The organism is Rhizobium mongolense subsp. loessense (genome assembly GCF_900099775.1).
In the GTDB taxonomy this organism is placed as follows: Bacteria; Pseudomonadota; Alphaproteobacteria; order Rhizobiales; family Rhizobiaceae; genus Rhizobium; species Rhizobium loessense.
Genome location: NZ_FMTM01000007.1, coordinates 1 through 26,345, shown reverse-complemented (window position 1 = coordinate 26,345; position 26,345 = coordinate 1). Strand labels below are relative to the sequence as shown.

The window sequence follows — 26,345 nt, the reverse complement described above, 5'->3', positions numbered from 1 at the left end:
CACCCCTATGAGCGGTATTCGTCACTCCTCTTTACCCCGCCGATCGACAGCGGTTTTTTTGTTTTCAGTGGGATACTATTCTATCGGCCGTTTGAATTGCTCGATCCGCATGGCGCTGCCGAGGGCATCGGACTCATCAAGGCAGACCGCCCATCAGCGACTTCCAGATTCAGCTGAGAACGTTAAGGCCACGGCTATTCACACGCTACCCAGGCTACGAGCGCGGCCGGAACACAAGGCCGCGTCGCCGCACTCATTCCGTGCACCGGAGGAACTATATCCTATCGGTAGCGTTTTATCCGGACACTAGATCCTGGGAGGATAACATGAACAAATTGGTCATCACTGCCGTATCGCTGTTTCTGTCGCTCGGGGGAGCGGCGGTCGCGCAGACAACGACGGTCACCGTTCCCGGCGAGGTGAGAACCTACGTTATTGAGCAGAAATCGCCATCGGTCACGTTTGAAGGTGAAGTTGCAGTCGGTACGGCGCTTCCTGACACGGTCGAGATCCACACGATCCCCGATCAGCCCGATTACGGCTATGTGATCGTCAACGAAAAGCGCGTGCTCGTCAATCCAAAGACCCGCGCGGTGATCGAGGTCGTCGAATAACTTGAATGCACTGCGGGCCCGCCCCCGGGCCCGCTATTCCTCCCCATCAATCCACCTTCGTCCAAGGTCAAAGACAGAGGCCGACGTGAATATACGCCCGCAGTATTACGGGATGGCAGCTGGTCGATCGTCAATATGCAGACGCACAAGATCGCTGTCATTGCTGAGACACTGCCGCTAAGGCGCCTTGATGAACCCACCGCCATGGAGATTATCAGAGTCCCCTGTCGCGCGGTGCGAAAAGGGCTCGCGTTGAACCGAAGCGCGCAGGCCCGCATCGCAGTCATAAGGGCAGTTGCGGCCATTAACGACTTCGAGATCGTAGAACGTTAAGGCGGGGCTATTTCCAGGTTACCCCGGCCATCATTAGTTCATCGCCTGAGCGTAGATGTCGAGTTCTAGTCCGATTTGCTCGGAGCCTTCAAAGGCGATTCGAAGAACGCTACTGGTCCAGCACATAAATCGTGGCGTCGTCCTCTTTATCCCGCAGACCTTTGTAAGAAGCATGTCTCAGCTTCCCATCGTGCGTCCACGCGCGATACTCGATCTCGGCAATCATCGCAGGCCGCACCCAGACCAGCCCCTTGCGTCTTCCGTCATATGTGACCGGCGGTTTCGTAACCTTCAGCCGGTCGAGCTTTTCGCGCAGCTCCCGCGCCGTGCGTTCGTTGAAGCCGGTCCCGACATTGCCGACATAAACCAGGCCGTCACCCTTGCGCGCTGCCAGTAGCAACGAGCCGATGCCGGCCCGCGCGACCGTGGAAGGTTCATAGCCAACGATCACGAAGCTGTCGCTCTGCAAGCACTTGATTTTCACCCAGTCGCCGAGACGGCCGGAGCGGTACTCGCTACGGCGATCCTTGGCAATGATGCCTTCGAGCCCATGCTCGCAGGCAAGCTCCAGCATCCTGTCGCCGTCCGCCTCGAACTCCTCCGACAGCCGAATGACGCCCTCCCGATCGATGATCAGCCCTTCGAGCAGATGGCGTCGCGAAGATAGCTCCAGTTGCCGCAGATCATGCCCGTCGAAATAGAGCAGATCGAACGCCACGAAAAGCGCTTCGCTGGAAGTCCGCTTGCCGCTCCGGCCGCCGAGCGATTGCTGCAGCAGCCCGAAATCGGACCGGCCACGCTCATCGACCACGATTGCCTCGCCATCGAGGATCGCTGTCGCGACGTCGAGCTGCTTGGCGGCCAGCTCGATCGCGGGAAAACGATGCGTCCAGTCATGGCCGCCGCGCGTGATGATGCGCACGCGCTGAGGCTCGATATGCACCGCCAGGCGATACCCGTCCCATTTGATTTCATAAAACCACTGCTCACCCTTCGGCGGCTTCGGCTTGGGAAGAGCCAGGCACGGCTCGATGCGGTCCGGCATGGGATCGAGGGGAAGGTTCGGCTGCGCCGGATCGCGAGGCTTTCGCGGTCGCGTTCGCAATGGTTGGTCGTTGGCCTGAAGAGGCCTGGAACGCGGGGGCTTTGCCATCCGACAATTAAATCACGCAATGCGCAAATATCCACCGCGAATTCAGCGGGGATACTATTCTATCGGCCGCTTGAACTGCTCGATCCGCATAGCGCGGCCGAGAGCTTCGGCGAGCGCTTGAGACGAATACGATGGCGAGAGTCGACTGGGCGCCCACCGGGCGAGAGGCATCGAGGAAGCTCGAAGAGCTTTACGAGCAAAAATCGAAGGGCGGCTCGGACGCTCGGATTCGGACTCATGACAGGTCATCAGGAAGCTTCAACCCCGACTATGCCTTAGGTTTCTTCTCATCATTGTGACGATCTTGTGCTAGCTTCAAGCGGTTGCACTGGACTTGCGGAAGAATGTCGAGGATCAGACTAGACCATCGCTTGGCCACACCTGCCGATATGCCGGCGCTGGCTGTACTGATAGATGCAGCCATCGGCGAGCTTCAGAAGCCTTTCCTCACAGAGGAGCAGATCGCTTCGAGCCGAGCAATCATGGGGCTCGATACGCAACTCATTGATGATGGAACATATTTTATTGTGGAGCAAAATGGCGTCTTAGCCGGGTGCGGCGGATGGAGCCGGCGCGCAACCCTCTACGGCGGCGACCGTTCACCCGGGCGCGATGCAGCGCTGCTTGACGCCACGAAAGACGCTGCGCGCGTGCGTGCCATGTATACGCATCCAAGCTTCATCCGCCGAGGCGTGGGTCGTCTAATCCTCACGCTGTGCGAGGACGCCGCCCGCGGCGAAGGCTTCACAAGTGTCGAGCTTATGGCAACAATGGCCGGCGAACCGCTCTATCGGGCCTGCGGCTTTGAGGCGATTGAAGAAGTCATCGACCATAGAGGCGGAGCGGGCGTACCAATGTTGCGGATGAGGAAGGTCTTGTGAACGATCCGCCGGCTTGCACTCGTAGCCAGTAGTAGAGGTAGCTGCGAGGCAAACGGAGGCAAAGAAGTTCGTCGCCGACTTAAGCGATCGGCCGGCATTGGCCATCGGTCAGAGCGTGGATCTTCGTGGTTCACGAAGCCGCTGCCAACGCCGGCCGCTGAGGATATTCGTAGATTGTAGCAGGAAAGAGTTTTCTTCCTGGCTGATTCTGAGAAACCATCGGATCGCCAACGGACGAGGGTGGTTCTCTTCAAACCGCCGGCGCACGGTGATGATAGGATGCGCGCAGGGAACTTTTCCCTCCCCCGCCGGTTTATTGCGATCACGCGTTTCATCTTCCCACCAGTCGCTGAAGCTGCGTGATCTGTGGGGATGATCCCTAAGTACTGAGCCAGTGGCTTGGGCTCGCTTTGCCCTCTCTTACGAGCCCTTGCCACCATATGTTCTCGTGAAGGCCGCTTTACCCGCGGTTTAGGGAACCGAGCATGAGCAGAGGCTATTTCGCTACCGAAGATATTGAGATCTGCAAGAGGGTCTTTGATGATATCTGCGCTAGCGGGCACATAACGAGCGATTATGAGCGCGTCGAACTCGCAAGCCAGATCATTTATTTCTATCAGCACGGCGTCACTATCGAAGATAGCTTGCAACAGCTAGTCGTGAGCATGACCGAGAGGCAGAGGCCGACGTGAATATGCGAATACGCCCGCAGTGTTACGCCAGACGCGACGGGATGGCAGCTGGTCGATTGTCGATACGCAGACGCACAAGGTCGCTGTTATTGCTGAAACTCTGCCGCTAGGACATCTTGATGAAGCGAGCGCCATGAGATTATCGATGCCCTGAGAAGGAGGCATTCGGCTTCGGAGAACCCGGCGCCTCCGCCGAAGGCACGAGGGCCTAAGCCGTTTTGGCTAATTTGCTCTCTTTTGATCGTCTGTCATTGTGCCGGCAGAAGCGGTGAGCGCCCCTAAGTTCGTGGCTCGCTCTCCTTTCGAGACATGATGTTGGAACCAAGTCGGCCGGATTAATTAATCCGCTTCGCCGCTCGAACTGTTCGACAAGGGCGGTTGAAATCGTTCTGGCGATATCTAGTTCATCATCAAAACCCGCTGGGTGACTGGGTCATGAAGTATCGCATCGAGGCAGAGGGCAACGCCAAATACCGCGTTGTCGACAGTGATACCGACGAGATAGCCACCTGGAAGAGCCATCTCCAGACAGGCTTGTCGCGTCCGCTAGCAGAAGCGCTTTCAGGCTATCTGAATGCGCTCCACCGTTACGATGAAGCTCATGGCGGGCACTTCGGAGGGTCAGAGGACTAGGTGACGTTGCCTTTGATGCGACCGAGGCGCTCCGCCATCACTTCGAACTGCTCCCGGCTAAACAGCGCCCCGTAGTCGCCTTCGCTGCCGAACTACGGCGGATCGAGGTAAAAGAGCGTCTCCGGCCGGTCGTCGTTGAAGCGTAGTCACAACCCCAGCTTATAACTATTGCGTCGTTTCCTTCCAACGTGGCTGCAAACGCATTCGCCGCGCAGCGTGAGCTTGTCCACTCCGGCCGAATGGGCCTCGGCCGCTTTTGCATCGGTGGCAAAAGACGTCGATCACATCGCACGCGTCAAAATCAAAGGCCTTTCAAAGCCTGGGCGTTTCTCAGGTCTGCCGCGAGCATCGACGGTGTGGAGCCCGCCGCTTATGCGTGTCTGTGGCCATCTCTTCGATTCCGGCAGCGACGCGCAGTATTTACCTTAACGTGGGTGAAGTAGAGAGACCTTGACGCGAGGTGCAAAAAAGCAACGCAAATACAGCTGATTAGTTATGACGTAGGTATTCTCGCAGATATGGTATTGATCGTCTGGGGAGTCCTGTACACGGTCCCGTGGGATGGTGAAATTATGCGGCAAGTAAGTGTAACCACCGTCGATCCTGGACCGCACCGAAGACCGAGGTATGGCGCGGCAATCAGAACCACCGCAACACTTGAATTTCATCTGTGGGTCAATCTTGTCTTCGTACCAATCATGGGCGTTAGCGGCCGTTGCAGTGGCGATACACATTGCCGTGAAGATGAATCTTCGCATGGCATTCCTCAAGCATTCGGCAGGCGCTGCTCGTTCGAGCGTCTAAGTATATTAGCGTTCCACTAAAGATACCATTGGCCTCCGACTGACTAACGCAGCTCCAGCAAGCGACGCTCGCAACTGCGTGATAACCCACTGCTTGGTAGCAGCCTTCCACGGGGCTGGAGGCCCGGCACGATCTATTCGTGGCCGCGTTCCTGAGAACTGGTTTCTCCTGCAAAAGCGCCCACCGATAACGAGCGCATCTCTGCACGAGACCCGACGGGCATCTGAAATCAAAGCTCCTTGGTAAGTCCGACCTTTTCTAGATCAAATTCGAGGATTGGATCATAGTGCCAGCACTGGTGAGCTTAAGGCGTGCCTGGCCGGTCGTATCGACGCCGAAATTCTGCCCGCAAGCTTTCCACCGAATGCGGATTTCTGCAGATATATGGAGCGAGGTCTGTCAAAGTGGCGGAGGCGCAACTTTTGGGGGGTTTGAATTCCCGCCGGCTGCTGATCTGGAATTTCAGGTGTCCACGAACTGCGGGCAGTGCCGCTGCAGGAAGCCGAAAGAGCGCCGTTGCAGTCGCCACGCGGCACTATGAGCCATCTGAAAAACACGCCGCTGCCCACGAAAGGCTCGCCGTCGACGACATGCCGCACGGCCACCATCATCTTACCAGCACGGCGCAGGCGATCGTTTGCCGTCGATGCACGACGCCGGAGAGGCCTTTCGGTGGAAAGAAGAGGCTTCGAACGAGGAGACTTGGCCATAGACGCAGCTTTTTGCCTTAGTTCTGCATCTTGAAGATGCGAGCTATGAAGCGTACTTTCCGACGTCGCCCGCTCTAGGGCGCTGCTCATCATATCTTGAGCCCCGTCCCCTTGCGGGGCTTCTTTTCCCAATGCGTCATCACGCGCATCGCGCGTCAACATGTCTCGTGCGCCACGCCCCGGAAGTCATAGCGGCACTCGCCACTTGCTGCTTAGAAGCATGACCGGCGAGGTCTTCGGCTTTCTCAGCGTGTCGATATCGCCGTTGCCTTCGATTTCGACGTCTCTCGGGCTGACAAAACGTGGGACCTCACCGAATCATGCTCCTAAACTCCATTGCCTTTATTAGAATCCAGTAAATGGCGCCGAGAAATAATTCTTCCAGCCCTTCCGGCAACGCGAAAAGTGTCACCTATGTATCCGGTACAAAACTTCACCTATCGCAGAGGTCAGGCACTCCAATGTTGTAGCCGCGATGATCCTCAGTGCTTGGAACCAAGCGGGCGGTATCTTCGTTTTCCTTTTTGGCGTTCAAAAAGAGGAAATCCCCAATGCAGGTCGTTGGAACACAGGTTATCCCCGTCGGCGGCGGGAAGGCTGGCTTTACGGTCGAATTCGTCGGCGACGGCGGCGAGGTCGTTTCCGTGCAGTTGAAGAACGATGCCGAACGTTCGCTCAATCGGCAGAATGCCATAGAAAAGGCAAAGGAGGTGATGAGCCAAATCGCCTCTTCCAAGGCCCCGGAGGGCGAAACGATGAGCGTCAGGCTGAGTGCGCGCGCGTCCCATGATCGATCGACCCTCGAGGAGCAGCTTGACGAGGGGCTCGAGGATACGTTTCCGGCCAGCGATCCAGTGTCGGTGACCGGCACGACTATCAAGCACTAAAAGGAATGTCGCCACAGTCCAAGAAATCCTGGTGATCATCGTTTGATCGCAGAGTGCTGCGTGCGTTCCCGTTCGACAGAGTTAAAGAATGGCGAGCAGCTTGACGGCTGCTCGCCTTTTTCGCCTATGTCATCAGCAATGGAATGCTGACAACCAGGGCGACGAGAACAACGGCGGTCGCGATCCGCAAAAGACGCATGCGCCGTGTACGCTCCCCACTCCAATCATAGGTCATGGCCGGTCTCCTCGGGGCAAGGACTTAGCGCCCGGTAAACCGGGTTCAATAGCTATGACGCAACTTGCTTGCGTAAGGCTGATCTAATTTATTGCTTGAAAAATTAGCTATATAGCGGCTTCAGTCGCCGAAGCGAAGCGCCCAGCGGCGGCCGTTATGGGTCATGCGGATGATGGCCAGCGGTTCGATATCCGCGAGCCAGAAAGAGGAAAGCGGCGCCTGAAGCACGTTCAGGATCGCAGCGCGGATGAGCGCGGCGTGACTGACGGCGATGACGTGGCCGCCGAGCACCGATTGCGTTTCCATCGATTGGGCTGCCCGGCTTGCGAGCTGCCTAATATTTTCGCCGCCATGCGGGGCCGATTCCGGATCGCTCATCCAGGCGAGCAGATTTTCGGGTTCCTGCATTTGCAGATCGGCGATCGCCATCCCGCCCCACCGGCCGTAATCGCAATCGGCAAGCAGAGGATCGGGAAGAGAGTCGAGCGAGAGCGCTTGCGCAGTCTGGCGCGCGCGCAGCGCCGGACTCGTCAGGACTCGATCGGCAAGCTGCAGCCAACCGGCAATTGCCCGCGTCTGCGCGACGGCGCTTTCTTCAAGCGGTTCGTCGAGTGGAAAGCGACCGTTGCGACCGGCGCTTGTTACGCCGTGGCAGATCCAGGTGAGCCGGGTATGCACGTTCCTTCGATCTCCGGAAATGCAGTGGGGAGCGAGATCAAGTCTCGTTGACAGTTCTCCGCGCGCAGATATAACGGTCATGTTGCGGGTTTGGAAGCCGGTGAAAATCCGGCGCGGTCGCGCCACTGTGACCAGGATGCGAAAGCAGGCTGGAAGTCAGACCCTACCGCACAACGCTCTTTCGACTGAACGCGTCTTCCAGGAGGAAAACATGTCTGACACCGCTCTTCAGCCCATCGCAGCACCGGCGCCGATCCCGGTAGGAGAAATCCTGCCCTGGGCGATCTTCGGGGGCTTGCTGATGATCATCGCCATCTATTTCGTCGGCACGGAAGAAGGCGCAATGGCGCTGTTTTCCGGCGGCTACGTCCACGAATTCGTGCATGACGGCCGCCACCTTCTCGGCTTCCCCTGCCACTAAAGGACGACAGACATGGTTGGAAATCTTTTGCTCCGTGGCATGCTCGCGGGGGCGATCGCTGGCATCCTGGTTTTTGCCTTTGCCTATACATTCGGTGAGCCGCTGGTCGATCAGGCGATTGCCTTCGAAGAAGCCGCTGCCCTGGCCGCAGGCGAAACCGCTGAGCCGGAACTCGTCAGCCGCGCCACACAGGCCGGTCTGGGCCTCTTCACCGGCGTCATGACCTATGCAATTGCGGTTGGTGGCCTCTTTGCTCTTGCCTTCGCCTTCGTTCATGGGCGTTTCAGCCGGCTCGGCGCGCGCGGAACGGCCGCAGTTATTGCGCTTGCCGCCTTTGTGGCGATCGTTCTCGTTCCGGCGATCAAGTACCCCGCCAACCCGCCTGCGGTCGGCAATCCCGATACGATCGGCGTTCGCACCGAGGTGTTCTTCTTGATGATCCTCGTTTCCGTTGCCTCGCTGATTGCCGCAGTGGGGCTGGCGCGCAATCTCTCTGCGCGCTTCGGCATTTGGAATGCGGCGATCCTCGCAGGTGCCGCCTATCTCGTCTTCATCGGCCTGGTTCAGTACCTGCTGCCGCCAATCAACGAGGTGCCGGAAAACTATTCGGCCATGGTGCTCTGGCGTTTTCGCACCGCCTCGCTCGGCATGCATGTCATTCTGTGGGCGGCGCTTGGGATTGTCTTCGGAGTGCTGGCCGAAAAGCGACTGCGTCCGGCATTCCGGTAATCCAGGCTAGTGCGTTGCCTCGTCGTGGCTCGTCAAAAGAGAACTCCTCATCACTGTGGTTCACAGGGATGAGGGAAAGCTTGGCAATGTTGCGGCAATCTCAATATCCAAATTCCGCGAAGCCATGGCTCGCGAAACTAGGTCTTGCAGCACTTCTCTTGTCCGCCGCCGGAAACGCCTCAGCACACAACAGCAGTTCCGCTGGCAGCCATGCCGGCATCCCCATCCCCGAAATTTCGCATGGCGAGATGGCGGTTATCGCCGGCTATCGGAACCGGATCATCAATCTCGCCTCGCAGGCGACCGATACGAACGAGCCGTTCAGGCGCGTGCTGAACTATGCGCAGATCCAGTATTCCTACTGCTTCTGGGGGCGGATGCCCGGCAGCGTCGCCGACGAGCGGAGCCCGTTCAACGAATGCGCCCATGCTTATCTGGCGGCGGCCAAGGCCGTGCTGATCGCCATGCGCGCCATGCCGCAGGAAGCCGGGGCCGCATCGGCGATCATTGCGGATGCCGATGCCGAGATGGTGCGGCGCGGGCTTTCGCTGATCACCTGCCGTTTCAGCGGCGAGGCGTTCAACACGGCGGATATCGTGCGCCCGCGCTGGAGCGAAATCCCGATGCACGCAGCAAGCATGGCGGTGCTATCTTCGCTTGTGGGCATTCTCTTCGGCGTGTACTTTGCGGCCAAGCGCCTGCTTGGCCGTCAGTCGTCCGTATAACGCTGCTCGCGCCATGGGTCGCCGTACATGTTGTAGCCGTTCTTTTCCCAGAAGCCGGCCTCGTCGGCCGGGATGAGGTCGATGCGGCGAAGCCACTTGGCGCTTTTCCAGAAGTAGAGATGCGGCACGACCAAGCGCATGGGGCCGCCGTGATCGCGCGTCAGCGGCAGGCCTTCCCATGATGTCGCGAGGATCGCATCCTCCGCCGCGAAATCGGAAAGCGGCAGGTTGGTCGTATAACCGTCATAGCTCGTCAGCATGACGTAATTGGCTTCCGGCCTCGGCATTACGAGATCGAGAAGATCGCGTGTCGAAACGCCTTTCCATTTGTTGTCATAGCGCGACCATGTGGTGACGCAGTGAATGTCGCTGACCTTGGTGCTCTGCTCCTGCGCCTGAAAGGCCGCCCAGGTGAGGTCGAGCGGTGTCTCGACGAGCCCGCGCACTTCCAGACGCCATGTGTCCAGCGAGATGACCGGCTGCTGGCCGAGGTCAAGGACGGGCCAGTTCTTGACGAGATGCTGGCCAGGCGGCAGGCGCTCGGTTTCCGGACGGCTGATGCGACCTGTCAGGAACTTGCCTTCGGCGGCCCAGCGGCGCTTCGAGGTGGTGAGTTTGCTGTCGGCGGGGGTTTGCTCGTCGCTCATGCGGGGTGTCCTCATCGCGTTGGCGCAATAGGACATCCGGGCTCCGGATGAGTCAAGGCAAGGCGCCTCTTGGAAATCCGTTATCCGGTCACTAGACTTGCAGCGTCGGGTATGCCTCCCAGGAGTGGAGGCAGGAAGGGGAGGAGGCTGACCTGTCGTCCAGATACAGGCTGATAGCCGCACTGTTTTTGGTGCCGTTCGTCGTCTTCGCGTTCTTCTACTACGGCGGGGCGGTGGCAACACGCGCCTATATGGGCGAGGCGTCATCGCAGGCGGGAACTGCGCTGCGGCTCGCTGTTTCCGCGCTCAGCGGACACCTGAACCGCTATGAGGCGCTGCCGGCGCTGATTGCCGATCACGACAACATCAAGGAATTGGTCAGCCGCCCGCAGGACCAGGCGCTGCGCGATGCGGCTAATCTCTATCTCAAGGAGATCAACGGGCTTCTGAAATCCTCCGATATCTATGTGATCAAGCCGGATGGCGAGACGATTGCAGCAAGCAATTTCGACCTGCCGGGCAGCTTCGTCGGCGAGAATTTCAGTTATCGCCCCTATTTTCAGGATGCCGTTGCCGGGCGCCAGTCCCGGTTCTATGCGCTCGGAACCACCTCGCTGAAACGCGGATATTATTTTGCCTCGCCGATCCATGCAGGCGAGCAAATCCGCGGCGTCATCGTCTTCAAGGTCGATATCGACATGATCGAAGCTTCGTGGGGTGGCGGCGAATACCGCATCTTCGTATCGGACCCCGAGGGCATCATCTTCATGTCGGGCAAGCCGGATTGGCTCTACAACGGCATTCTGCCCCTGACCTCAGACCGCATCGCGCGCACCGGGGCGTCCCGCCGCTACGCGAATGCGAGGCTGACCGCGCTGCCGATCACGCGCAGCCATTTCGAAGAGCATGAGTTGATGTCGCTCGTCGAAGAAGGTGTGCAAAAGGAATATCTGGTGCTCTCGCACTATATGCCGGCCGAGGATTGGACCGTGAACGTGCTGATGGACACCGGTTCCATTCGTACGCAGGCGCGCACCGCACTTGGCGCCGTCTTCCTCATTCTCTGCATCGCCGGGCTGGCGATCGCGATTCTCCGGCAGCGGCGGATGCGGCTCAACGAGCGCATGCATTTGCAGGCGGAAGCGCGCAACGAGCTGGAGCGGCGCGTCGAGGAGCGCACGGCCGACCTTGCCCGCGTCAACAGCCGCATCGAAGAAGAGATCGCAGAGAGGCGGCTGACCGAACAACAGCTTCGCCAGACGCAGGCCGACCTCATCCAGGCAGGCAAGCTTGCCGGCCTCGGCCAGATGTCGGCGGCACTCTCCCACGAGTTTAACCAACCGCTTGCCGCCGCAAAGACCTATACGGACAGCGCCGCCGTGCTTCTGGACCGCGGGCGGACTGCAGAAGCGCAGGACAATATCCAGCGCATCGGCGGGCTTATCGACCGCATGGCATCCATCAGCAAGCATCTGCGCAACTTCGCGCGCAAGCCGAACGAGAAGCTCGGACCGGTGCCGCTCGACGAGGCGATCCGCGATACGCTGGAGATCATCGCCTGGCGGCTGAAGGCGGCGGATGCTGACCTGCGGGTCGATCTCGGCATCCGCCCACCCGTCGTCCGGGCCGGGTCCGTTCGCTTGCAGCAGGTGCTGGTCAACGTGATTTCGAACGCGGCAGATGCCGTCGAAGGGATCGAGGACCGGCGGATTGAGGTGACGGCCTGCGAGGAAAAGGGCAAGGTGGTGCTGACGGTACGCGATCATGGACCGGGCGTGCCGGCGGCGATTGCCGAGCGCATCTTCGATCCCTTCTTCACGACCAAGGGCGTCGGCAAGGGACTGGGGCTCGGGCTTTCGATCTCCTACAACATCATCAAGGATTTCGGCGGCAGCCTGGCGGCCTCCAATCATCCGGAGGGAGGTGCTGTGTTCCGCATCGATCTGCAATCGGCGACGGGCATAATGCCGGAGGCCGCAGAGTGAGCGAACAGAAGATTCTACTGGTGGACGACGAGGAAGAGCTGCGCCGGTCGACGGCGCAGGCGCTGGAGCTTTCGGGTTTCAACGTCGAGACGTTTTCCCATGCTGACCATGTGCTGGAGCTGATTGGCTATAGCTTCGCCGGAGTCGTGGTCAGCGATATCCGCATGCCGGGCACCGACGGCATGACTCTGATGCAGAAGATCCGCGAGATCGACGCGGAAGTGCCTGTCATCCTCGTTACGGGCCATGGCGACGTGCAGCTGGCAGTGAAGGCAATGCGCGAAGGCGCCTATGATTTCATCGAAAAGCCGTTCACGCCGCAGATGCTGGCGGGAGTGATAAGGCGGGCCATGGAACGCCGCAGCCTCGTGCTGGAAAACCGGCTGCTCAAGGCCGTGGCCGGAAAGCGCGACGATATCGAGGCGCGTTTGCCGGGCCGTACGCAGGTGATGGTGGAATTGCGCTACCGCATCCGGGCAATCGGGGCGAGTGACGCCGATACGCTGATCGTTGGCGAGACCGGCGCGGGCAAGGAGGTGGTCGCCCGGGCGCTCCATGACATCAGTGCCCGAGCGAGCCGGCCGTTCATCGCGATCAACTGCGCGGCGCTGCCTGCGAACCTTATCGAGAGCGAGCTCTTCGGCCATGAGGCAGGTGCTTTTCCCGGTGCGGTGCGGCCGCGTTATGGCAAGTTCGAGCACGGGCGCGGCGGCACGATCCTGCTCGATGAAATCGGATCGATGCCGTTTGACCTCCAAGCAAAGTTTCTTCGAGTGCTGCAAGAGCGCGTCATTTCCCGCCTCGGCTCGAACGAGGTCGTGCCGCTTGATGTGCGCTTCATTGCGACCAGCAAGGTCGATCTCGAAGCCGAAGTCGCTGCGGGACGTTTCCGCGCCGATCTCCTCTACAGGCTGAATGTCGTAACGCTGCACGTACCTGCGTTGGCGCAGCGGCGGCCGGATATCCCGCTGCTGTTTCTCCAGCTGGTCCGCGAAGCAGCGGCACGCTACGGCCGCGACGAGATGGCAGTGCCGCCCGAGGTGATTTCCGACATCGCCCAGCGGGATTGGCCCGGCAACGTGCGCGAATTGCGCAACGCAGCGGACCGCTTCGTACTCGGCCTCGACGGCGAGCGGCAGTTGGGCGAGGTCAGCGGCCTTGCCGATCGGGTGGCCGAGTTCGAGCGCAGCGTGATCGCAAGCGCCCTTGTTGCGCATGGCGGCAGCCTCAAACCGGTCTACGAGTCGCTGCAGATTTCCCGCAAGACATTATACGAAAAGATGCAGAAATACGGCCTGGACAAGAAGCTGCTCGTTTCCGAGTAGTTCGATGGGTGGATTTCCACACATCGCTAAACCCGTTTGTGTCCGAATCGACCCATGCTGCGCTGCACCCATGCAGAATTCGGGCGAAGGACCGAGCGGGGCTGATTGCGGTAGCCGGTTCGCGGCGTGCTAATGGCCCTATCTCCATTGGCGCGTGGGAAGCGTCGGTGGTATTTTGTTTTCATCAGGGAGGAAAAAGATGAAAATCATGAAAGCCATGCTTGGCATGACAGCTGCTGTTGCCGTTTCGCTTCTCGCAAACGGCGCATCCGCGCAGGCCTATCCAGAGCGCACCATCACCATGGTCGTTCCTTTCTCGGCCGGCGGCCCGACCGATACGGTTGCCCGCCTCGTTGCCGAATCCATGTCGAAGGACCTCGGCCAGCAGATCGTCGTCGAAAATGTCGGTGGTGCGGGCGGTACGCTCGGCGCGGGACGGGTGGCTTCAGCCAGCCCGGATGGCTACACCATCCTATTGCACCACATCGGCATGGCCACCAGCGCCACGCTTTACCGCAAGCTCGCCTATGACACGCTCGGCGCCTTCGAGTATGTCGGTCTCGTCACCGAAGTTCCGATGACGATCGTTGCCCGCAAGGATTTCGAACCAGCCGACCTCAAGAGCCTTGTTGAATATGTGAAGGCCAACAAGGACAGCGTGACGGTCGCGAACGCCGGCATCGGAGCAGCCTCGCATCTTTGCGGCATGATGTTCATGAGCGCTATCCAGACGCCGTTGACGACTGTTCCCTACAAGGGTACCGGCCCGGCGATGACGGATCTTCTCGGCGGCCAGGTCGACGTCATGTGCGACCAGACGACCAACACGACCAAGCAGATCAAGGGCGGCACGATCAAGGCCTACGCCGTGACCTCGCCGAAGCGCCTCGACATCATGAAGGATATCCCGACGGCGGTCGAAGCCGGTCTGCCTGGTTTTGAAGTCGGCATCTGGCACGGCATCTACACGCCGAAGGGCACTCCGGCAGAGGTCAACGAGCGTCTGTCGAAGTCGCTGCAAGTTGCGCTGAAGGACCAGAACGTGGCCGCTCGCTTTGCAGAACTGGGCACCGCGCCATCGCCGGAGGCTGACGCTACCCCTGCTGCCCTGAAGGCGAAGCTTGAAAGCGAAATCGCCCGCTGGAAGCCGGTGATCGACGCTGCCGGCGAATATGCGGATTGAGGCGTAGTGCCTTTGGCCCCTCACGCTAACCCTCTCCCCACTGGGGGGAGGGATTCTGGTAGCATCTCCCCGGCGGGGAGAAGGTGGCGGTAACCGGATGAGGGAACACCATTTGCGCTAGGGACCATCTCCAACCTACGGAGACACCATGAAATCGGTTAGTTTCGATACCACCAATGTGATCTGCGGCGCGCTGCTTGTCGCGACCGGTGCATTTTTCGCCATCCAATCCTACAGTCTCGACTTGGGGACGACGCTTCGCATGGGCCCGGGCTACTTCCCGTTGCTGCTTTCAGCGGTGCTGATCATTCTCGGTGCGGTCGTCTTTGTTCAAGCGATCCGCGTGCAGGGCGAGCCGATGGGGCCGCTTGCCTGGCGTGGCATGCTGTTCATCCTGCCTGCGCCGATCTTTTTTGGGCTGACGGTTCGGGGGCTGGGATTTGTGCCTTCGATCTTCCTGACCGCTTTCATTGCTTGCTTCGCCTCGCATCGGATGACGGTGCTCCACGCGATTGTGCTCTCGGTTGTGCTGACGGCCTTTTCCGTTGGCGTGTTCAGCTACGGCCTCGGATTGCCGTTCGAACGTTTTGGCCCCTGGGTCCGGTTCTAGGAGGCCGCGATGGAACTTTTCAGCAATCTGGCACTCGGTTTCGCGACGGCAGCAACGCCTGCCAACCTTTTCTTCTGTCTGATCGGCGTTCTGCTCGGTACGCTGATCGGCGTGCTGCCCGGCATTGGCGCCACGGCGACGATCGCCATGCTTTTGCCGATCACTTTCCAGCTTGAGCCGGTGTCTTCGCTGATCATGCTCGCCGGCATCTACTACGGCGCGCAGTACGGCGGTTCGACCACCGCCATCCTGATCAACATGCCGGGCGAATCCTCGTCCGCGGTGACGGCCATCGACGGCTACCAAATGGCGCGGCGCGGCAGGGCAGGGGCAGCACTTGCCATCGCCGCACTCGGTTCCTTCTTCGCCGGCACGGTCTCGACCTTCCTCGTCGCGATCTTCGCGCCGCCGCTGACCGATATCGCCCTGCGCTTCGGTGCTGCGGAATATTTCTCGCTGATGGTCGTCGGCCTGGTGTCGTCGATCGCACTCGCCCATGGTTCCGTCGTCAAGGCGCTGGCGATGGTCGTGCTCGGGCTGCTGCTTGGCCTCGTCGGAACGGATATCTATACCGGCACCCCGCGCTTTACGCTCGGCATCCGCGAATATGCGGACGGCTTGAATTTCGTGGCACTTGCCGTCGGAGTCTTCGGTATCGCCGAAATTCTGCGCAACCTGGAAGGGGAAAAGACCCGGACGGTGCTGGTAGCAAAGGTCTCCGGCCTGCTGCCGTCACGCGAAGAATTCAAGGAGATGATCGCGCCGGTGCTTCGCGGCACGGCGATCGGCTCGGCTCTCGGCATCCTGCCGGGCGGAGGTGCGATCCTCGCGTCCTTTGCCTCCTACACTGTTGAAAAGCGTATCTCAAACAAGCCGAAGGAATTCGGCCAGGGCGCCGTTGCCGGCGTCGCAGGCCCGGAGTCGGCGAACAATGCTGGTGCGCAGACCTCGTTCATTCCGCTTCTCACCCTTGGCATTCCGGCCAATCCGGTGATGGCGCTGATGATCGGCGCGATGATCATTCAGGGGATCGTGCCGGGACCGAACGTTGCGACCGAGCAGCCGGCGCTGTTCTGGGGCATCATCGCCTCGATGTGGATCGGCAATCTGATGCTCGTCGTCCTGAACCTGCCGCTGATCGGGCTCTGGGTGAAGCTGCTGACAGTGCCGTATTACGTGCTCTTCCCGATCATCATGGCCTTCTGCTCGATTGGGGTCTACAGCGTCAATTCCAACGTCTACGATCTCTATTCCGTCGCCTTCTTCGGCTTTATCGGCTACTTGCTTGCCAAGCTGAGATGCGAGCCAGCACCGCTGCTGCTCGGTTTCGTGCTGGGTCCGCTGCTCGAAGAAAACCTGAGGCGGGCGATGATCCTTTCGCGCGGCGATCCGACGACCTTCGTCACCCGGCCGATCAGCGCGATCCTTCTTGCGATCGCCGCAGTAGTCCTCATCGTCGTCTTCCTGCCGAGCGTGAAAAAGAAGCGCGAAGAAGTCTTCGTCGAGGAGGGTTGAAGTTCGCCCCGCTTTGTTGAACAAAGGATAACTTGATGCGGGCGCCGTTTTGGGCGCCCGTTTCTTATGACAGGACATCCGGGCCATGAACATCCCCGTGCGGATCAAGGACGATCTGGCTTTTCTCACATCGCTGCGCCGTGACCTGCACGCCCATCCCGAGCTTGGCTTCGAGGAGGAGCGCACAAGCGGCATCGTGGCGGAGCTGCTTGAGGAGGCGGGCATCAAGGTTCATCGCGGACTTGGCGGTACGGGCGTCGTCGGCACGCTGCAGGCCGGCAGCGGCACGCGAGTGATCGGGCTTCGTGCGGATATGGATGCACTGGCGATGCCGGAGATTGCCGAGCGGTCGTATAAATCGACCGTGGCCGGGAAGATGCATGCCTGTGGGCATGACGGCCATACCGCCATGCTGCTCGGCGCGGCACGTCATCTGGCGGCGGTCAAGGGCTTTTCGGGCACCGTGCATTTCATCTTCCAGCCGGCGGAGGAAGGGCGAGGCGGCGCGAAACGGATGGTGGAAGAGGGGCTCTTCGAGCTCTTTCCCTGCGATGCCGTCTACGGCCTGCACAATATGCCGGGACTTGCCGTCGACGAGATTGCAGTGGTCGAAGGGCCGCAGCTTGCCTCTTCGGATAGCTGGCGCATCACTTTTCGCGGGACGGGCACCCATGGCGCAAAACCGCATCTCGGGCGCGACCCAATCACCGCCGCGGGCACCTTCCTTGCCTCGTTGCAGACGATCGTCGGCCGCGTCGTCGATCCGCTGCAGCCCGCCGTCGTAAGCGCCTGTTCGCTGCAGGCGGGTGACCCCAAGGCGCTCAACGTCATCCCGGACACGGTCGAGATCGGCGGGACGGCGCGGGCCTATTGCGCCAACGTGCGCGATCAGCTCGAAGCGGAGATCGGCCGCCTCGCTGAGGGCACGGCGGCGATGTACGGCATTGCCGTGGATTATCAATTCGAGCGGCGCATTCCACCGGTCGTCAACGATGCCTATGCGACACAACAGGCCCTGGCTGCTGCACGGGCGGTAATGGGGGGGAAGGTGCGCACCAGCTTTCCGCCTTCGACGGCCGGCGATGACTTTGCATTCTTCGCACAGAATGCGCCGGGCTGCTACGTGTGGCTCGGCAATGGCCCTGCCGTCGACGGTGCCCTACACCATAATACCGCCTATGACTTCAACGATGCGGCGATCGGCTATGGCGTGGCCTATTGGGTGAAGCTCGTGGAGCAGGAGCTGACGTCGGCGGCATAAGAGCTCGCGGCCTTCTCCCCATTCGCCTACCGGAACCTTCTTTCCGAAGGGAGAAGGGACTCGCGGCGATGCCCTAACCTTCCTCTTCTCCTCAGCGGGAGGAACCTTGACCCGAGCGGTCGGATGAGGGGAGCGGCAAAGCTCTGGCGTCTGCTACAAAATCTCCAGCACCGGGCTTTCCAGCACCTTTCCCGTCAAGACATCTGCAATCCCTCGGTCCGTCTGATGCGGGCCGGCGTTGCAGGCGAGTGTCGCGCCGAAGCAGGCCTTGAAGACAAGGTAGGGCGGTTGCCAATCGACGATGTTTTCCATTGCCTTGCGAATATTGCGGAACGCCGAGGCGGTCTCCTTAAGCGATTTTTCGGTGACGAGGCCGGAAAGCGGCAGCGGCAGCAACGATTCGATCTGACCGTTCCTGGCAACGGCCATGCCGCCGCCGGCCGCGATGACGGCGTTCGCGGCGAGCGCCATATCGCTTGCATTTCCGCCGAAGACGGTGAGGTTATGGCTGTCATGCGATACCGTGGTGCAGAAAGCGCCGCGCCATTTTCCCCAGCCCTTCAGGAAGCCGGTGCGCGGACGGCCATCCGCCCTGCCGTGACGATGGGCGACGGCAATCATGGCGCAGTCCGGTGGCGGAACGACGAAACCGTCCTTAACCTCGGCATCGGCTTTGCCCCATTGCGTAAAACGCGGCCGGTCGATCGTGGCGATGCGGACGCGATTGCCCTTCGACGGCACTTTGAAATCCTCTTCGCTTAGCGGTGAAAGCTTGACGGAATTGGTAAGCGGCGCGGAGTCGAGCGAATGAACCGGCGACGTAAGGTTGCCGTTCTGCGCCGTCACGCGGCCATTGGCAATGACCGTGCGGGCTTTGAAATCCTGCAGGTCTTCGAAGAGCACGATATCTGCGCGTCGTCCAGCGGCAATCAGGCCGAGGTCGGTGCGTTTCAGGCGTTCGGCGGCGTTGAACGTCGCAGCGCGAAGTGCCCATTCCGGCTTCATACCATAGCGGACCAGACGGCGGATGACGTCGTCGAGGCCACCATCCCTTTCGAGTTCATCCGGAAAGACGTCGTCGGTGCAAAGCGTCACAGTTGGCGGCATATGGCCGATGCCGTTCAGCGTCTGGACGAATTCCTCAAGGAGGTGATCATGCGAGCCGCGGAGCTCGATCGTCATTCCCGCGGTAAGCTTGGAGAGAAGGTCGGCGCCAGAGGTCAGCTCGTGATCGGAGGTGATGCCGGCCGCCATGAAGGCGTTGAGATCGGCGCCTTCGAGCCCGCGAGCGTGGCCGCAGACGAGCTTGCCCGAGGCGAGCCCCGCTTGAACGATGGCGTTCATGCGCGGATCGCCGTCGATGACGCCGCGCATGTTCATGATTTCGGCAACGCCACCGAGCGCAGGCAACCGCAGCATTCCGGCAATTACCGAAGCGTCGAAGTCGGCGCCTGCCACTTCCAGCCCGGGTGCCGAAGGAACGCAAGACGGGGCGAGCAGGATCATATGCAAAGGCAGTGCGTGGGAAGCCTCGATCGCCCAGCGCACGCCGTCAAGACCGTGCACGTTGGCGAATTCGTGCGGATCCCAAAGGATCGTCGTCACGCCGCGCGGCAGGACGGCTGCGGTATATTCGGCAGGCGTCACCATCGAGCTTTCGATATGCATGTGCGTATCGATCAGGCCGGGCGTAACGAACGTCCCGGCGGCATCGATAAGTTCGGTCGCGTCGGTGCGGGTGCCCGGCGCATGGACGCTGGCGATCAACGCGCCGACGAGGCCGATATCCGCATCGCGGAAGCGGCCGGTGACCACGTCGAGCAGTTTGCCGCTGGTGATCAGTGCGTCGAATGGGGAAGCACCCCTTGCGGCGGCAACGGCGCGGGCGCGCAGCGACGGATCATTGATGTCTGCGGGTTCCCGCCCAAGCTGTGCGTTCATTTGCGGGCCTCGTTGACCAGGGCTGCGAGGATGATGGTGCGCGCCGCCTCGGCGTCGATATCGGCGGCGAACTGGGCGTTAAACCTGGCATGCGTGTCGCGCGTCTCGACCACGGTGCGGCCGCGGGTCAATGGGCCTGCCAGCTCGACATCGATACGGGCAGGACGGAAGTTCACAGCATCCGGCGCCACGAAAGCCACGGCGGCGCACGGATCGTAGATCGCCATGGCGGGGCGGCCGCGGCTGGTGCCGATGCGGATATAACCGGCAAACATGTCGGCCAGCAGTTCGGCCCTCGTGCCGCCCGCTCTGCGCACGGGTTCAGCGTCTTCCGGTCTGGCGAGCACTTTGCGGCATAGGTCGAGATCGACCATGCGCAGCGGCATGCCATGGGCGATGACGATCGCCAGCGCTTCGGGATCGGCAAAGGCGTTGAATTCTGCCGAGGCCGTATGATTGCCGGCAGTAACGCTGCCGCCCATCCAGGTGAGTTCGGTGATGCGGGTGGCGAGATCCGGACGCGCGAGCGCCACGGCCGCGATATTCGTCAGCGGGCCAAGCGCCAGGATACGGCGCGGACCGTCAGCCTCAAGCCAGCGGCAAAGAGCAGTGAAGGCGTCGCTCACTGCAAGCGCCGCTGCTGGCAGGCCTCTTCCGATCGTCTGGATGCCGGTATCGCCGAGGATCGCCTGGGCGGTCTCGAACTTGCCAAGGACTGGTTGGGCGCGGCCGGTATGGATGGGGAATGTCCAGCCGAAGGTTTGTATGGCACCAGCGGCGTTTACCTCTACCTGGGTCAGCGGCGCGTTGCCGAAGACGAGCGAGACGCCGTCAATCTTAAGCTTAGACTGATCAACCACCAGAATGGCGGCGATGTCGTCAAAGCCCATATCGGTATCGATCCAAACGCCCATGATGTCACCCGAACCGCGTGAGAGTTGCAGCCGCCGCAAGCGGTAGGTCGAAGGAAAGTGCCGCGCCGATTTCGTGCGGCGGCAGGCTTGCGTCCACCTCGGCCTTGATTGGCCCGAGCGGCGTATCAAGCAGATATTCGCGCGTGTTGCCGGCAAAGGAGGTGCCGCGCACGGCGCCCTGGAAAGGACCAGAACCAAGCGCGACCGTGCCGGGCCGCCAGGCCAGCCCTGCTGCCTGCGGAGCGGGAAGGGAAAGTTCAATGGCGCCATTCGGCGTGACAAGCTTGCCGTTTTGCAGCTTGAAGACATTCTCGAAGCCGACGAAATCGGCGACGAAGGCGGAGACCGGCTTGTTGTAGATTTCTTCCGGCGTGCCGATCTGCTCTATGCCGCCGTTCAGCATGACCACGATACGGTCGGCAAGGGCCAAGGCCTCCGCCTGGTCGTGCGTGACGAAGATCATCGTAACGCCGGTTTCCTTCTGAACGCGCTGCAGTTCTGCGCGCATTTCGAGGCGCAGGCGCGCATCGAGGTTGGAGAGCGGCTCGTCAAGCAGCAGCACCTTCGGCTCCATGACCATGGAACGGGCAAGCGCCACTCGCTGCTGCTGGCCGCCGGAGAGTTCCGCGGGTTTGCGAGAGGCGAAACTGGAAAGGCCGACTGACTTGATGCCGGCGTTGACGCGGGTATCGAGGGTCTGTCCGTTGATGCCCTTGAGGCGGAGGCCGAAGGCGACGTTCTCATAGACCGTCAGGTGCGGGAAGAGCGCGTAGGACTGGAAGACGAGGCCGACGGCGCGTTTGTTGGCCGAAACGCGCGTGATGTCGGCGCCATCGAGGTTGATGCGGCCCGACGCGGGCGTGAGCAGACCTGCAATGGAGCGCATCGTCGTCGTCTTGCCGCAGCCTGAAGGGCCGAGCAGGGCGACGAGTTCGCCCTTGGCGATCGACAGGTCGAGATCCTTCACGGCGACCGTATCGCCGTAGGCCAGCGTCAGCTTGTCGAGTTGAAGATAGGCATCAGACATAACGAGACAGTCCCAGGAAACGTTCGGCGAGGAAGACGATGCCGATGGAAAGGAAGGCGAGCAGCGAGGAGAGCGCGGCGATCGAGGGGTCGTAAGTGGTTTCCATGTAGCCCAACATATCGATTGGCAGTGTGCGGACGCCGGGGCCGGACAGGAAAAGCGAAACCGGCACCTGGTTGAAGCTGGTGACGAAGCCCAGGATGAAGGCGGCAAGAATGCCGCCGCGGATATTCGGCATCACCACACGGAAAAAAGCGCCAAGGCGCGACGAGCCGAGCAGCACGGCGGCTTCCTCGATGTCTGAGCGCAAATTATTGAGGCTTGCGGAGACGACGCGCACGGCATAGGGCAGGACGAGCGCGGTGTGGGCGAAGAAGAGCGCCAGTGTGAGGTTAAAGCCGAAGGGCACGACGAGGTAACGCAACAATGCGAGGCCGACGATGATGCCCGGGACGATGATCGGCAGCGAGACGATGGTTCGGACCGTTTCACCGAAGGGCAGCGAATAGCGCGACAGAGCGTAGGCGGCCGGAATGCCGAGCACGAGGGCGGCGAGCGTTCCGAAGACTGCAAGCAACATCGACATCGAAAAGCTGTCGCGGAAGCTCTCGATGGAGAAGACCTTGATCACCCAGCGAAGCGAAAGGCCTTGCGGCGGAAAGGCGAGCGTATCCCCGGCCGAAAGCGATGCGGCGATGATGATCAGAAATGGCCCGATCAGGAACGCCAGCACGAGGAAAAGTACGATCGGTGAGAACAGACGGGCGGTCATCGCTTGTTCCTTGCAGTTGCCAGGCGCTTCAGCAGAACGTTCGCGGCGAAGCTCATAACGATCAGCATGAAGGCGATGACGCTTGCGGAAACGAAGTTATTGGCGACGGAGACCTGCTGGTAGAGCAGTGTTTCGAGCATCAGCACCTTGGAACCGCCAAGCACGGCGGGGGTAATATAGGCCGTCAGCGAACCGGTGAAGACGAGAGTGCCGCCGACGACGAGGCCTTCGCGGGTGAGCGGCAGGATGACCTTCCAGAAAACCTGGAACCAATTGGCGCCGAGGACGCGCGCCGCCGGGATCGCATCCTTCGGCATATTTTCGAGTGCGCTGATCAGCGAAAGGATCATCAGGGGCAAGAAGAGCTGCAGCAGGCCGATGAACACGGCCGTTTCAGTAAAGAGAAGGCGTAGTGGTCCGTCGCTGAGGCCCATGCCGGTCAGCGCCTGGTTGACGATACCGGTGCGGCCGAGGATGACGATCCAGGCATAGGTACGGGCAACGGGCGAGATCATCAGCGGCAGGGTAACGAGGCCGATCATCCGGCCCTTGCCCTTGGGCGGCAAGTTGACGATGGCGAAAGCTGCGGCATAGCCGATGATCGCCGAAACGGCCGTCACCTCAAGACCAAGCTTGAAGGTGTGGATGAAGACGGTGCGGTTCAGCGTCCCGGAAAAGAAGTCGCCATAGGCGGAAAGCGTCCAGGTGCCTTCCAGGCGAAAGCCTTCCGATAGCAGGATGGCAACGGGCAGCAGAAAAACCACGGCGGCAAACACCGCTGCGGGCAGGGCAAGCGCCAGGGCTTCTGCTCGGTTCTGAAACATGATGCGCCTTTCGCAACGGCGGCGGAATGGGCGGTCCCGGCAAGCCGGAACCGGGTGTCATGGGCGCTTTACTGACCGACCTTGTCGTTCCAAACCTTCAGCCATGCGTCGCGATTGTCGAGCGCTGCTGCGGACGGAATGAGCTTGAGGCTCTTGGCAGTGTCTTCGCCGTAAGTGAGGTTGTTGGCGGCGGCCTCGGAGACCTTTACGTCCTTGTTTGCGGGGCTATCGATCAGCTTTTCGGCGAGTTTCGTCTGGATGTCGGTCGAGAGCCAGAAATCCATGAACTGCAACGCCAGATCCTGGTTCTTCGAGCCTTTGGTGACGACCATGACATTCATACCGCCTGTCTGGCCCTCCTTTGGTGTCGCCCAGGCGACCGGAAGGTCGAGCTTGGTGAAGCCCGCCCAGGAGAAACGGCCGATCGGGGCGGCCCAGATTTCCTCCTGCTGCATGAGCTGTATCAGCTGCGAGGACTTCTCGTAGAAGGTGACGATGTCATCCTTCTTTTCGCCGACGGCTTCGATCGGTCCCTTGAGGTCGGGCGTATCCTTGCCGAGCGCGAGGCCGAGCATATAGAGCGCCGGCGGCCCCTGGTTGGTGGTCACGTTCGGAAAAGCGACGTGGCCGACATATTCCGGCTTCAGGAGATCGGCCCAGGTATCGATCTTCATCTTGTCCGAGCGATAGGCGATAGACGTGGCATAGAAGGTGTAGCCGACGCTCATGCCGTCGCCGTTCGGGTCCTTGGCGAGATCGTAGAGCTTGCCGAAGTTGGTAAGCTTGGACGGATCGATCTTTTCCACCAGGCCCTTGCGGGAGGCCGACAGCGCATCCGCCATCGAGACGACAGCCATGTCGACAACCGGGTTTGCCTTGTTCGCCTCCATCTTGGCGAGGCGTTCGACGCTGTTGCCCGTCTCGACGACGAGCTTGCAGCCACATTGCTTTTCGAAGGGATCATAGACCAGCGTCTTGAAGTCGTCCTGCGCAAAGGCATAGACGGAAATAGTCAGGACCCGATCCTGCGCCACGGCGCCGAGCGGGAAAAGCGCGAGCAGCGCTGCCGATGCGATGAGGGATGTCTTCATGTCATGAGTTCTCCATCTGCAGGTTTTCTTGAACCGGTTTCGCCGGCCCGGATGATTGGCGGATGATCAGTTGCATGGGCACGCGATCATTCTCGGCGGTCACGAGTGCGCCCTCCCGGGTGCGGTTTGTTTTTATGCTGTTGAGCAAGGCCGATACGGCGATCTCGGCAATTGCGTCCATGTCCATCTTCACAGTGGTAAGCGCGGGTGTCACGACCGCAGACCAGATGAGGTCGTCAAAACCGGTGACGCTTGCCTCGGCAGGCACATCGATGCCGTCGCGCTGCAGCTCCGTGAGCACCCTCAGCGCCTGAAGGTCGGACAAGGCGGCAAAGGCGCTGAAGCCCTCTTCGACCTTTCTTGCAAGACCGAGTGGGCAGCCGCTGCCGGCTTGATGTTCAAGCTTTTCGATCCAGAGCGTTTCGGCGCTCATGCCCGGACAAAGACCTGAACGGATGCCGCCCGCCCGATCGTTCTGCACGTTCGATTCCGGATTGTTGCCAATGATGAGGATGCGCTTGTGGCCGAGATCAGCGAGGTGAGCGGCAATCAGTTGGCCACCCTGCCAGTGATCGGCTGCAACCGTGTTGCCGGGGGTAGACGCGGTGTCGATGACGGCAACTGGGCAGCTTGCCGCGGATATGCGCGTTGCGCGGCGGGGCACGATCACCATACCGTCGACCCCGCGTTCGATAAGCCGGTTGATTGCTTCGGTCTGCGCCGAGACATTGCCGCGCGAGTCGGCGATCAGCACGCCGTAACCGGCAGAGGCGGCGGCGAATTCGATCGCCTGCGCAATCTTGGGAAAGAGGGGATTTGCGATGTCGGGAAGAACGAGGCCCAGCACACCGCTTCGGCCGGTGCGCAGCGCCCGACCCGCCTGGCTTGGAACATATCCAAGCTCCGCGGCATGTTCCCTGATCTTTCCGACGAGCTGCTCCGAGACGCGCCCCTTGCCCGAAAGCGCGTTCGACACCGTTGCGACCGACACGCCTAGCGACGTCGCAATCCTGCTGAGGTTCGGTCCCGGGCGCAACTGAGCCATGGTTTCATGATGCGTTTGATTAATCGTTTAATCACGCGTACCTGAAGCGCACCGGCTTGTCGAATCCATTTTGTGGGATGGGGTGTGTTGCACACGGGATTTTTCGAGAAGCAATAAAAAAAGCCCCGTTGCCGGGGCTTTTGTCATTCATAGAGATGGCTTTATCAGCTCTTTGTGGGTCCCTTTGCCACGGTGGCGGAGACAGAGTTGACCTTGCCGCCCGGGGCATAGCCGCCGCCGATGGCGACGTTGAGGGAGACGTAGTCCTTGGCCATCTGCTGCACGGCCGCCGCCAGGCTCGCCTGGGCCAGCGACACCTGGCGCTGGGCGTCGAGCACGTCGAGCAGCGAGGAGGCGCCGTCCTTGTAGCTTGCCGTCGACAGTTCCAGCGATTCCTGCGTCGTCTTGACCTGGGCGCGCAGCGCTTCCACCGTCTGGGCGTCGCGGCGCACCGCCGACAGCGCGTTTTCCACCTCCTCGACGGCGTTGAGCACCGCTGCCTTCCAGGCGAGATAGGCGGTCTTGGCGTCCGACTTGGCAATGTCGACATTGGCGCGCAGGCGGCCGCCGTCGAAGATCGGCAGGTTGAGCGTCGGGCCGAAGGACCAGGTGGTCAGGCCGCCGCCGCGGCCACTGGCCGGGTTGACCCAGGTCGGCGAGATCGAGCCGGACAGCGCGATCGACGGATAAAGCTGCGATTGGGCGACGCC

At 60.8% G+C, this 26,345-nt stretch carries 24 protein-coding genes; 13 read left to right on the top strand and 11 right to left on the bottom strand.

The window, feature by feature from the left end:
- Positions 1-326: 326 nt before the first annotated feature.
- Positions 327-614, top strand: coding sequence for a DUF1236 domain-containing protein (locus tag BLP23_RS21245; RefSeq protein WP_092586807.1), 288 nt, complete (start codon positions 327-329; stop codon positions 612-614).
- A gap of 442 nt (positions 615-1,056) precedes the next feature.
- Here the strand turns inward: BLP23_RS21245 and ligD are convergent, their stop codons facing one another.
- Positions 1,057-2,100: a non-homologous end-joining DNA ligase gene (ligD, locus tag BLP23_RS21235; RefSeq protein ID WP_092586805.1), complete on the bottom strand. Its 1,044-nt coding sequence runs from the start codon at positions 2,098-2,100 to the stop codon at positions 1,057-1,059.
- A 344-nt stretch (positions 2,101-2,444) separates the two neighbouring features.
- Between ligD and BLP23_RS21230 the strand changes: the two genes are divergently transcribed.
- The 3 genes from BLP23_RS21230 (at position 2,445) to BLP23_RS21210 (ending at position 6,707) form a co-directional block, all read left to right on the top strand.
- A complete protein-coding gene (locus tag BLP23_RS21230; RefSeq protein ID WP_092586804.1) occupies positions 2,445-2,981 on the top strand; it encodes a GNAT family N-acetyltransferase in 537 nt (178 codons plus the stop codon).
- 1,127 nt (positions 2,982-4,108) lie between these two features.
- The gene (locus BLP23_RS21220) at positions 4,109-4,306 is read left to right on the top strand and encodes a hypothetical protein (RefSeq protein WP_092586802.1); all 198 of its coding nucleotides are present in this window, start codon (positions 4,109-4,111) and stop codon (positions 4,304-4,306) included.
- A gap of 2,065 nt (positions 4,307-6,371) precedes the next feature.
- Positions 6,372-6,707, top strand: a complete 336-nt coding sequence (locus BLP23_RS21210) for a hypothetical protein (RefSeq protein WP_092586800.1) — start codon at positions 6,372-6,374, stop codon at positions 6,705-6,707.
- 355 nt (positions 6,708-7,062) lie between these two features.
- Here BLP23_RS21210 and BLP23_RS21205 read toward each other — a convergent pair whose 3' ends face one another.
- Complete coding sequence (locus tag BLP23_RS21205; RefSeq protein ID WP_092586799.1) at positions 7,063-7,620, bottom strand: histidine phosphatase family protein; 558 nt, start codon at positions 7,618-7,620, stop codon at positions 7,063-7,065.
- A gap of 211 nt (positions 7,621-7,831) precedes the next feature.
- On the opposite strand from BLP23_RS21205, the gene BLP23_RS21200 reads away from it, so the two are divergent.
- The 3 genes from BLP23_RS21200 (at position 7,832) to BLP23_RS21190 (ending at position 9,495) form a co-directional block, all read left to right on the top strand.
- Complete coding sequence (locus BLP23_RS21200; protein ID WP_039846959.1) at positions 7,832-8,041, top strand: CbtB domain-containing protein; 210 nt, start codon at positions 7,832-7,834, stop codon at positions 8,039-8,041.
- A gap of 12 nt (positions 8,042-8,053) precedes the next feature.
- A complete protein-coding gene (locus BLP23_RS21195; protein ID WP_092586798.1) occupies positions 8,054-8,770 on the top strand; it encodes a CbtA family protein in 717 nt (238 codons plus the stop codon).
- An 86-nt stretch (positions 8,771-8,856) separates the two neighbouring features.
- A complete protein-coding gene (locus BLP23_RS21190; RefSeq protein WP_092586797.1) occupies positions 8,857-9,495 on the top strand; it encodes a hypothetical protein in 639 nt (212 codons plus the stop codon).
- Here BLP23_RS21190 and BLP23_RS21185 read toward each other — a convergent pair.
- The gene (locus BLP23_RS21185) at positions 9,480-10,142 is read right to left on the bottom strand and encodes a sulfite oxidase-like oxidoreductase (protein WP_092586796.1); all 663 of its coding nucleotides are present in this window, start codon (positions 10,140-10,142) and stop codon (positions 9,480-9,482) included. The genes BLP23_RS21190 and BLP23_RS21185 overlap by 16 nt on opposite strands.
- A 191-nt stretch (positions 10,143-10,333) precedes the next feature.
- On the opposite strand from BLP23_RS21185, the gene BLP23_RS21180 reads away from it, so the two are divergent.
- From BLP23_RS21180 to BLP23_RS21155, 6 genes are all read left to right on the top strand, one after another.
- Entirely contained in the window at positions 10,334-12,127 is a 1,794-nt protein-coding gene (locus tag BLP23_RS21180) for a sensor histidine kinase (protein WP_267890098.1), read from the top strand.
- Positions 12,124-13,452: a sigma-54-dependent transcriptional regulator gene (locus tag BLP23_RS21175; RefSeq protein ID WP_092586794.1), complete on the top strand. Its 1,329-nt coding sequence runs from the start codon at positions 12,124-12,126 to the stop codon at positions 13,450-13,452. The genes BLP23_RS21180 and BLP23_RS21175 overlap by 4 nt, the downstream gene beginning before the upstream one ends.
- 199 nt (positions 13,453-13,651) lie before the next feature.
- Complete coding sequence (locus BLP23_RS21170; RefSeq protein WP_092586793.1) at positions 13,652-14,635, top strand: tripartite tricarboxylate transporter substrate-binding protein; 984 nt, start codon at positions 13,652-13,654, stop codon at positions 14,633-14,635.
- A gap of 148 nt (positions 14,636-14,783) precedes the next feature.
- On the top strand, positions 14,784-15,245 hold the full coding sequence (locus BLP23_RS21165) for a tripartite tricarboxylate transporter TctB family protein (RefSeq protein ID WP_092586792.1): 462 nt from the start codon (positions 14,784-14,786) through the stop codon (positions 15,243-15,245).
- 9 nt (positions 15,246-15,254) lie between these two features.
- On the top strand, positions 15,255-16,760 hold the full coding sequence (locus BLP23_RS21160; protein ID WP_092586791.1) for a tripartite tricarboxylate transporter permease: 1,506 nt from the start codon (positions 15,255-15,257) through the stop codon (positions 16,758-16,760).
- An 85-nt stretch (positions 16,761-16,845) separates the two neighbouring features.
- The gene (locus tag BLP23_RS21155; RefSeq protein ID WP_092586790.1) at positions 16,846-18,021 is read left to right on the top strand and encodes a M20 aminoacylase family protein; all 1,176 of its coding nucleotides are present in this window, start codon (positions 16,846-16,848) and stop codon (positions 18,019-18,021) included.
- A gap of 153 nt (positions 18,022-18,174) precedes the next feature.
- On the opposite strand, the gene BLP23_RS21150 is transcribed toward BLP23_RS21155, so the two are convergent.
- The 8 genes from BLP23_RS21150 to BLP23_RS21115 all read right to left on the bottom strand — a co-directional run.
- Positions 18,175-19,962 (bottom strand): adenine deaminase, encoded by a 1,788-nt coding sequence (locus tag BLP23_RS21150; protein ID WP_092586789.1) that lies wholly within the window; start codon positions 19,960-19,962, stop codon positions 18,175-18,177.
- A complete protein-coding gene (locus BLP23_RS21145) occupies positions 19,959-20,876 on the bottom strand; it encodes a nucleoside hydrolase (protein WP_092586788.1) in 918 nt (305 codons plus the stop codon). The genes BLP23_RS21150 and BLP23_RS21145 overlap by 4 nt, the downstream gene beginning before the upstream one ends.
- A gap of 4 nt (positions 20,877-20,880) precedes the next feature.
- Positions 20,881-21,903: an ABC transporter ATP-binding protein gene (locus BLP23_RS21140; RefSeq protein WP_092586787.1), complete on the bottom strand. Its 1,023-nt coding sequence runs from the start codon at positions 21,901-21,903 to the stop codon at positions 20,881-20,883.
- The gene (locus BLP23_RS21135) at positions 21,896-22,675 is read right to left on the bottom strand and encodes an ABC transporter permease (protein WP_092586786.1); all 780 of its coding nucleotides are present in this window, start codon (positions 22,673-22,675) and stop codon (positions 21,896-21,898) included. The genes BLP23_RS21140 and BLP23_RS21135 overlap by 8 nt, the downstream gene beginning before the upstream one ends.
- Positions 22,672-23,499, bottom strand: coding sequence for an ABC transporter permease (locus BLP23_RS21130; RefSeq protein ID WP_092586785.1), 828 nt, complete (start codon positions 23,497-23,499; stop codon positions 22,672-22,674). Before BLP23_RS21130 ends, BLP23_RS21135 begins: the two co-directional genes overlap by 4 nt.
- A gap of 68 nt (positions 23,500-23,567) precedes the next feature.
- Positions 23,568-24,590, bottom strand: coding sequence for a polyamine ABC transporter substrate-binding protein (locus BLP23_RS21125; protein ID WP_092586784.1), 1,023 nt, complete (start codon positions 24,588-24,590; stop codon positions 23,568-23,570).
- A gap of 1 nt (position 24,591) precedes the next feature.
- The gene (locus BLP23_RS21120) at positions 24,592-25,635 is read right to left on the bottom strand and encodes a LacI family DNA-binding transcriptional regulator (protein WP_092586783.1); all 1,044 of its coding nucleotides are present in this window, start codon (positions 25,633-25,635) and stop codon (positions 24,592-24,594) included.
- Positions 25,636-25,799: 164 nt separating this feature from the next.
- Positions 25,800-26,345: TolC family protein (locus tag BLP23_RS21115; protein ID WP_167363941.1), on the bottom strand; the 546-nt coding region annotated here is incomplete at its 5' end.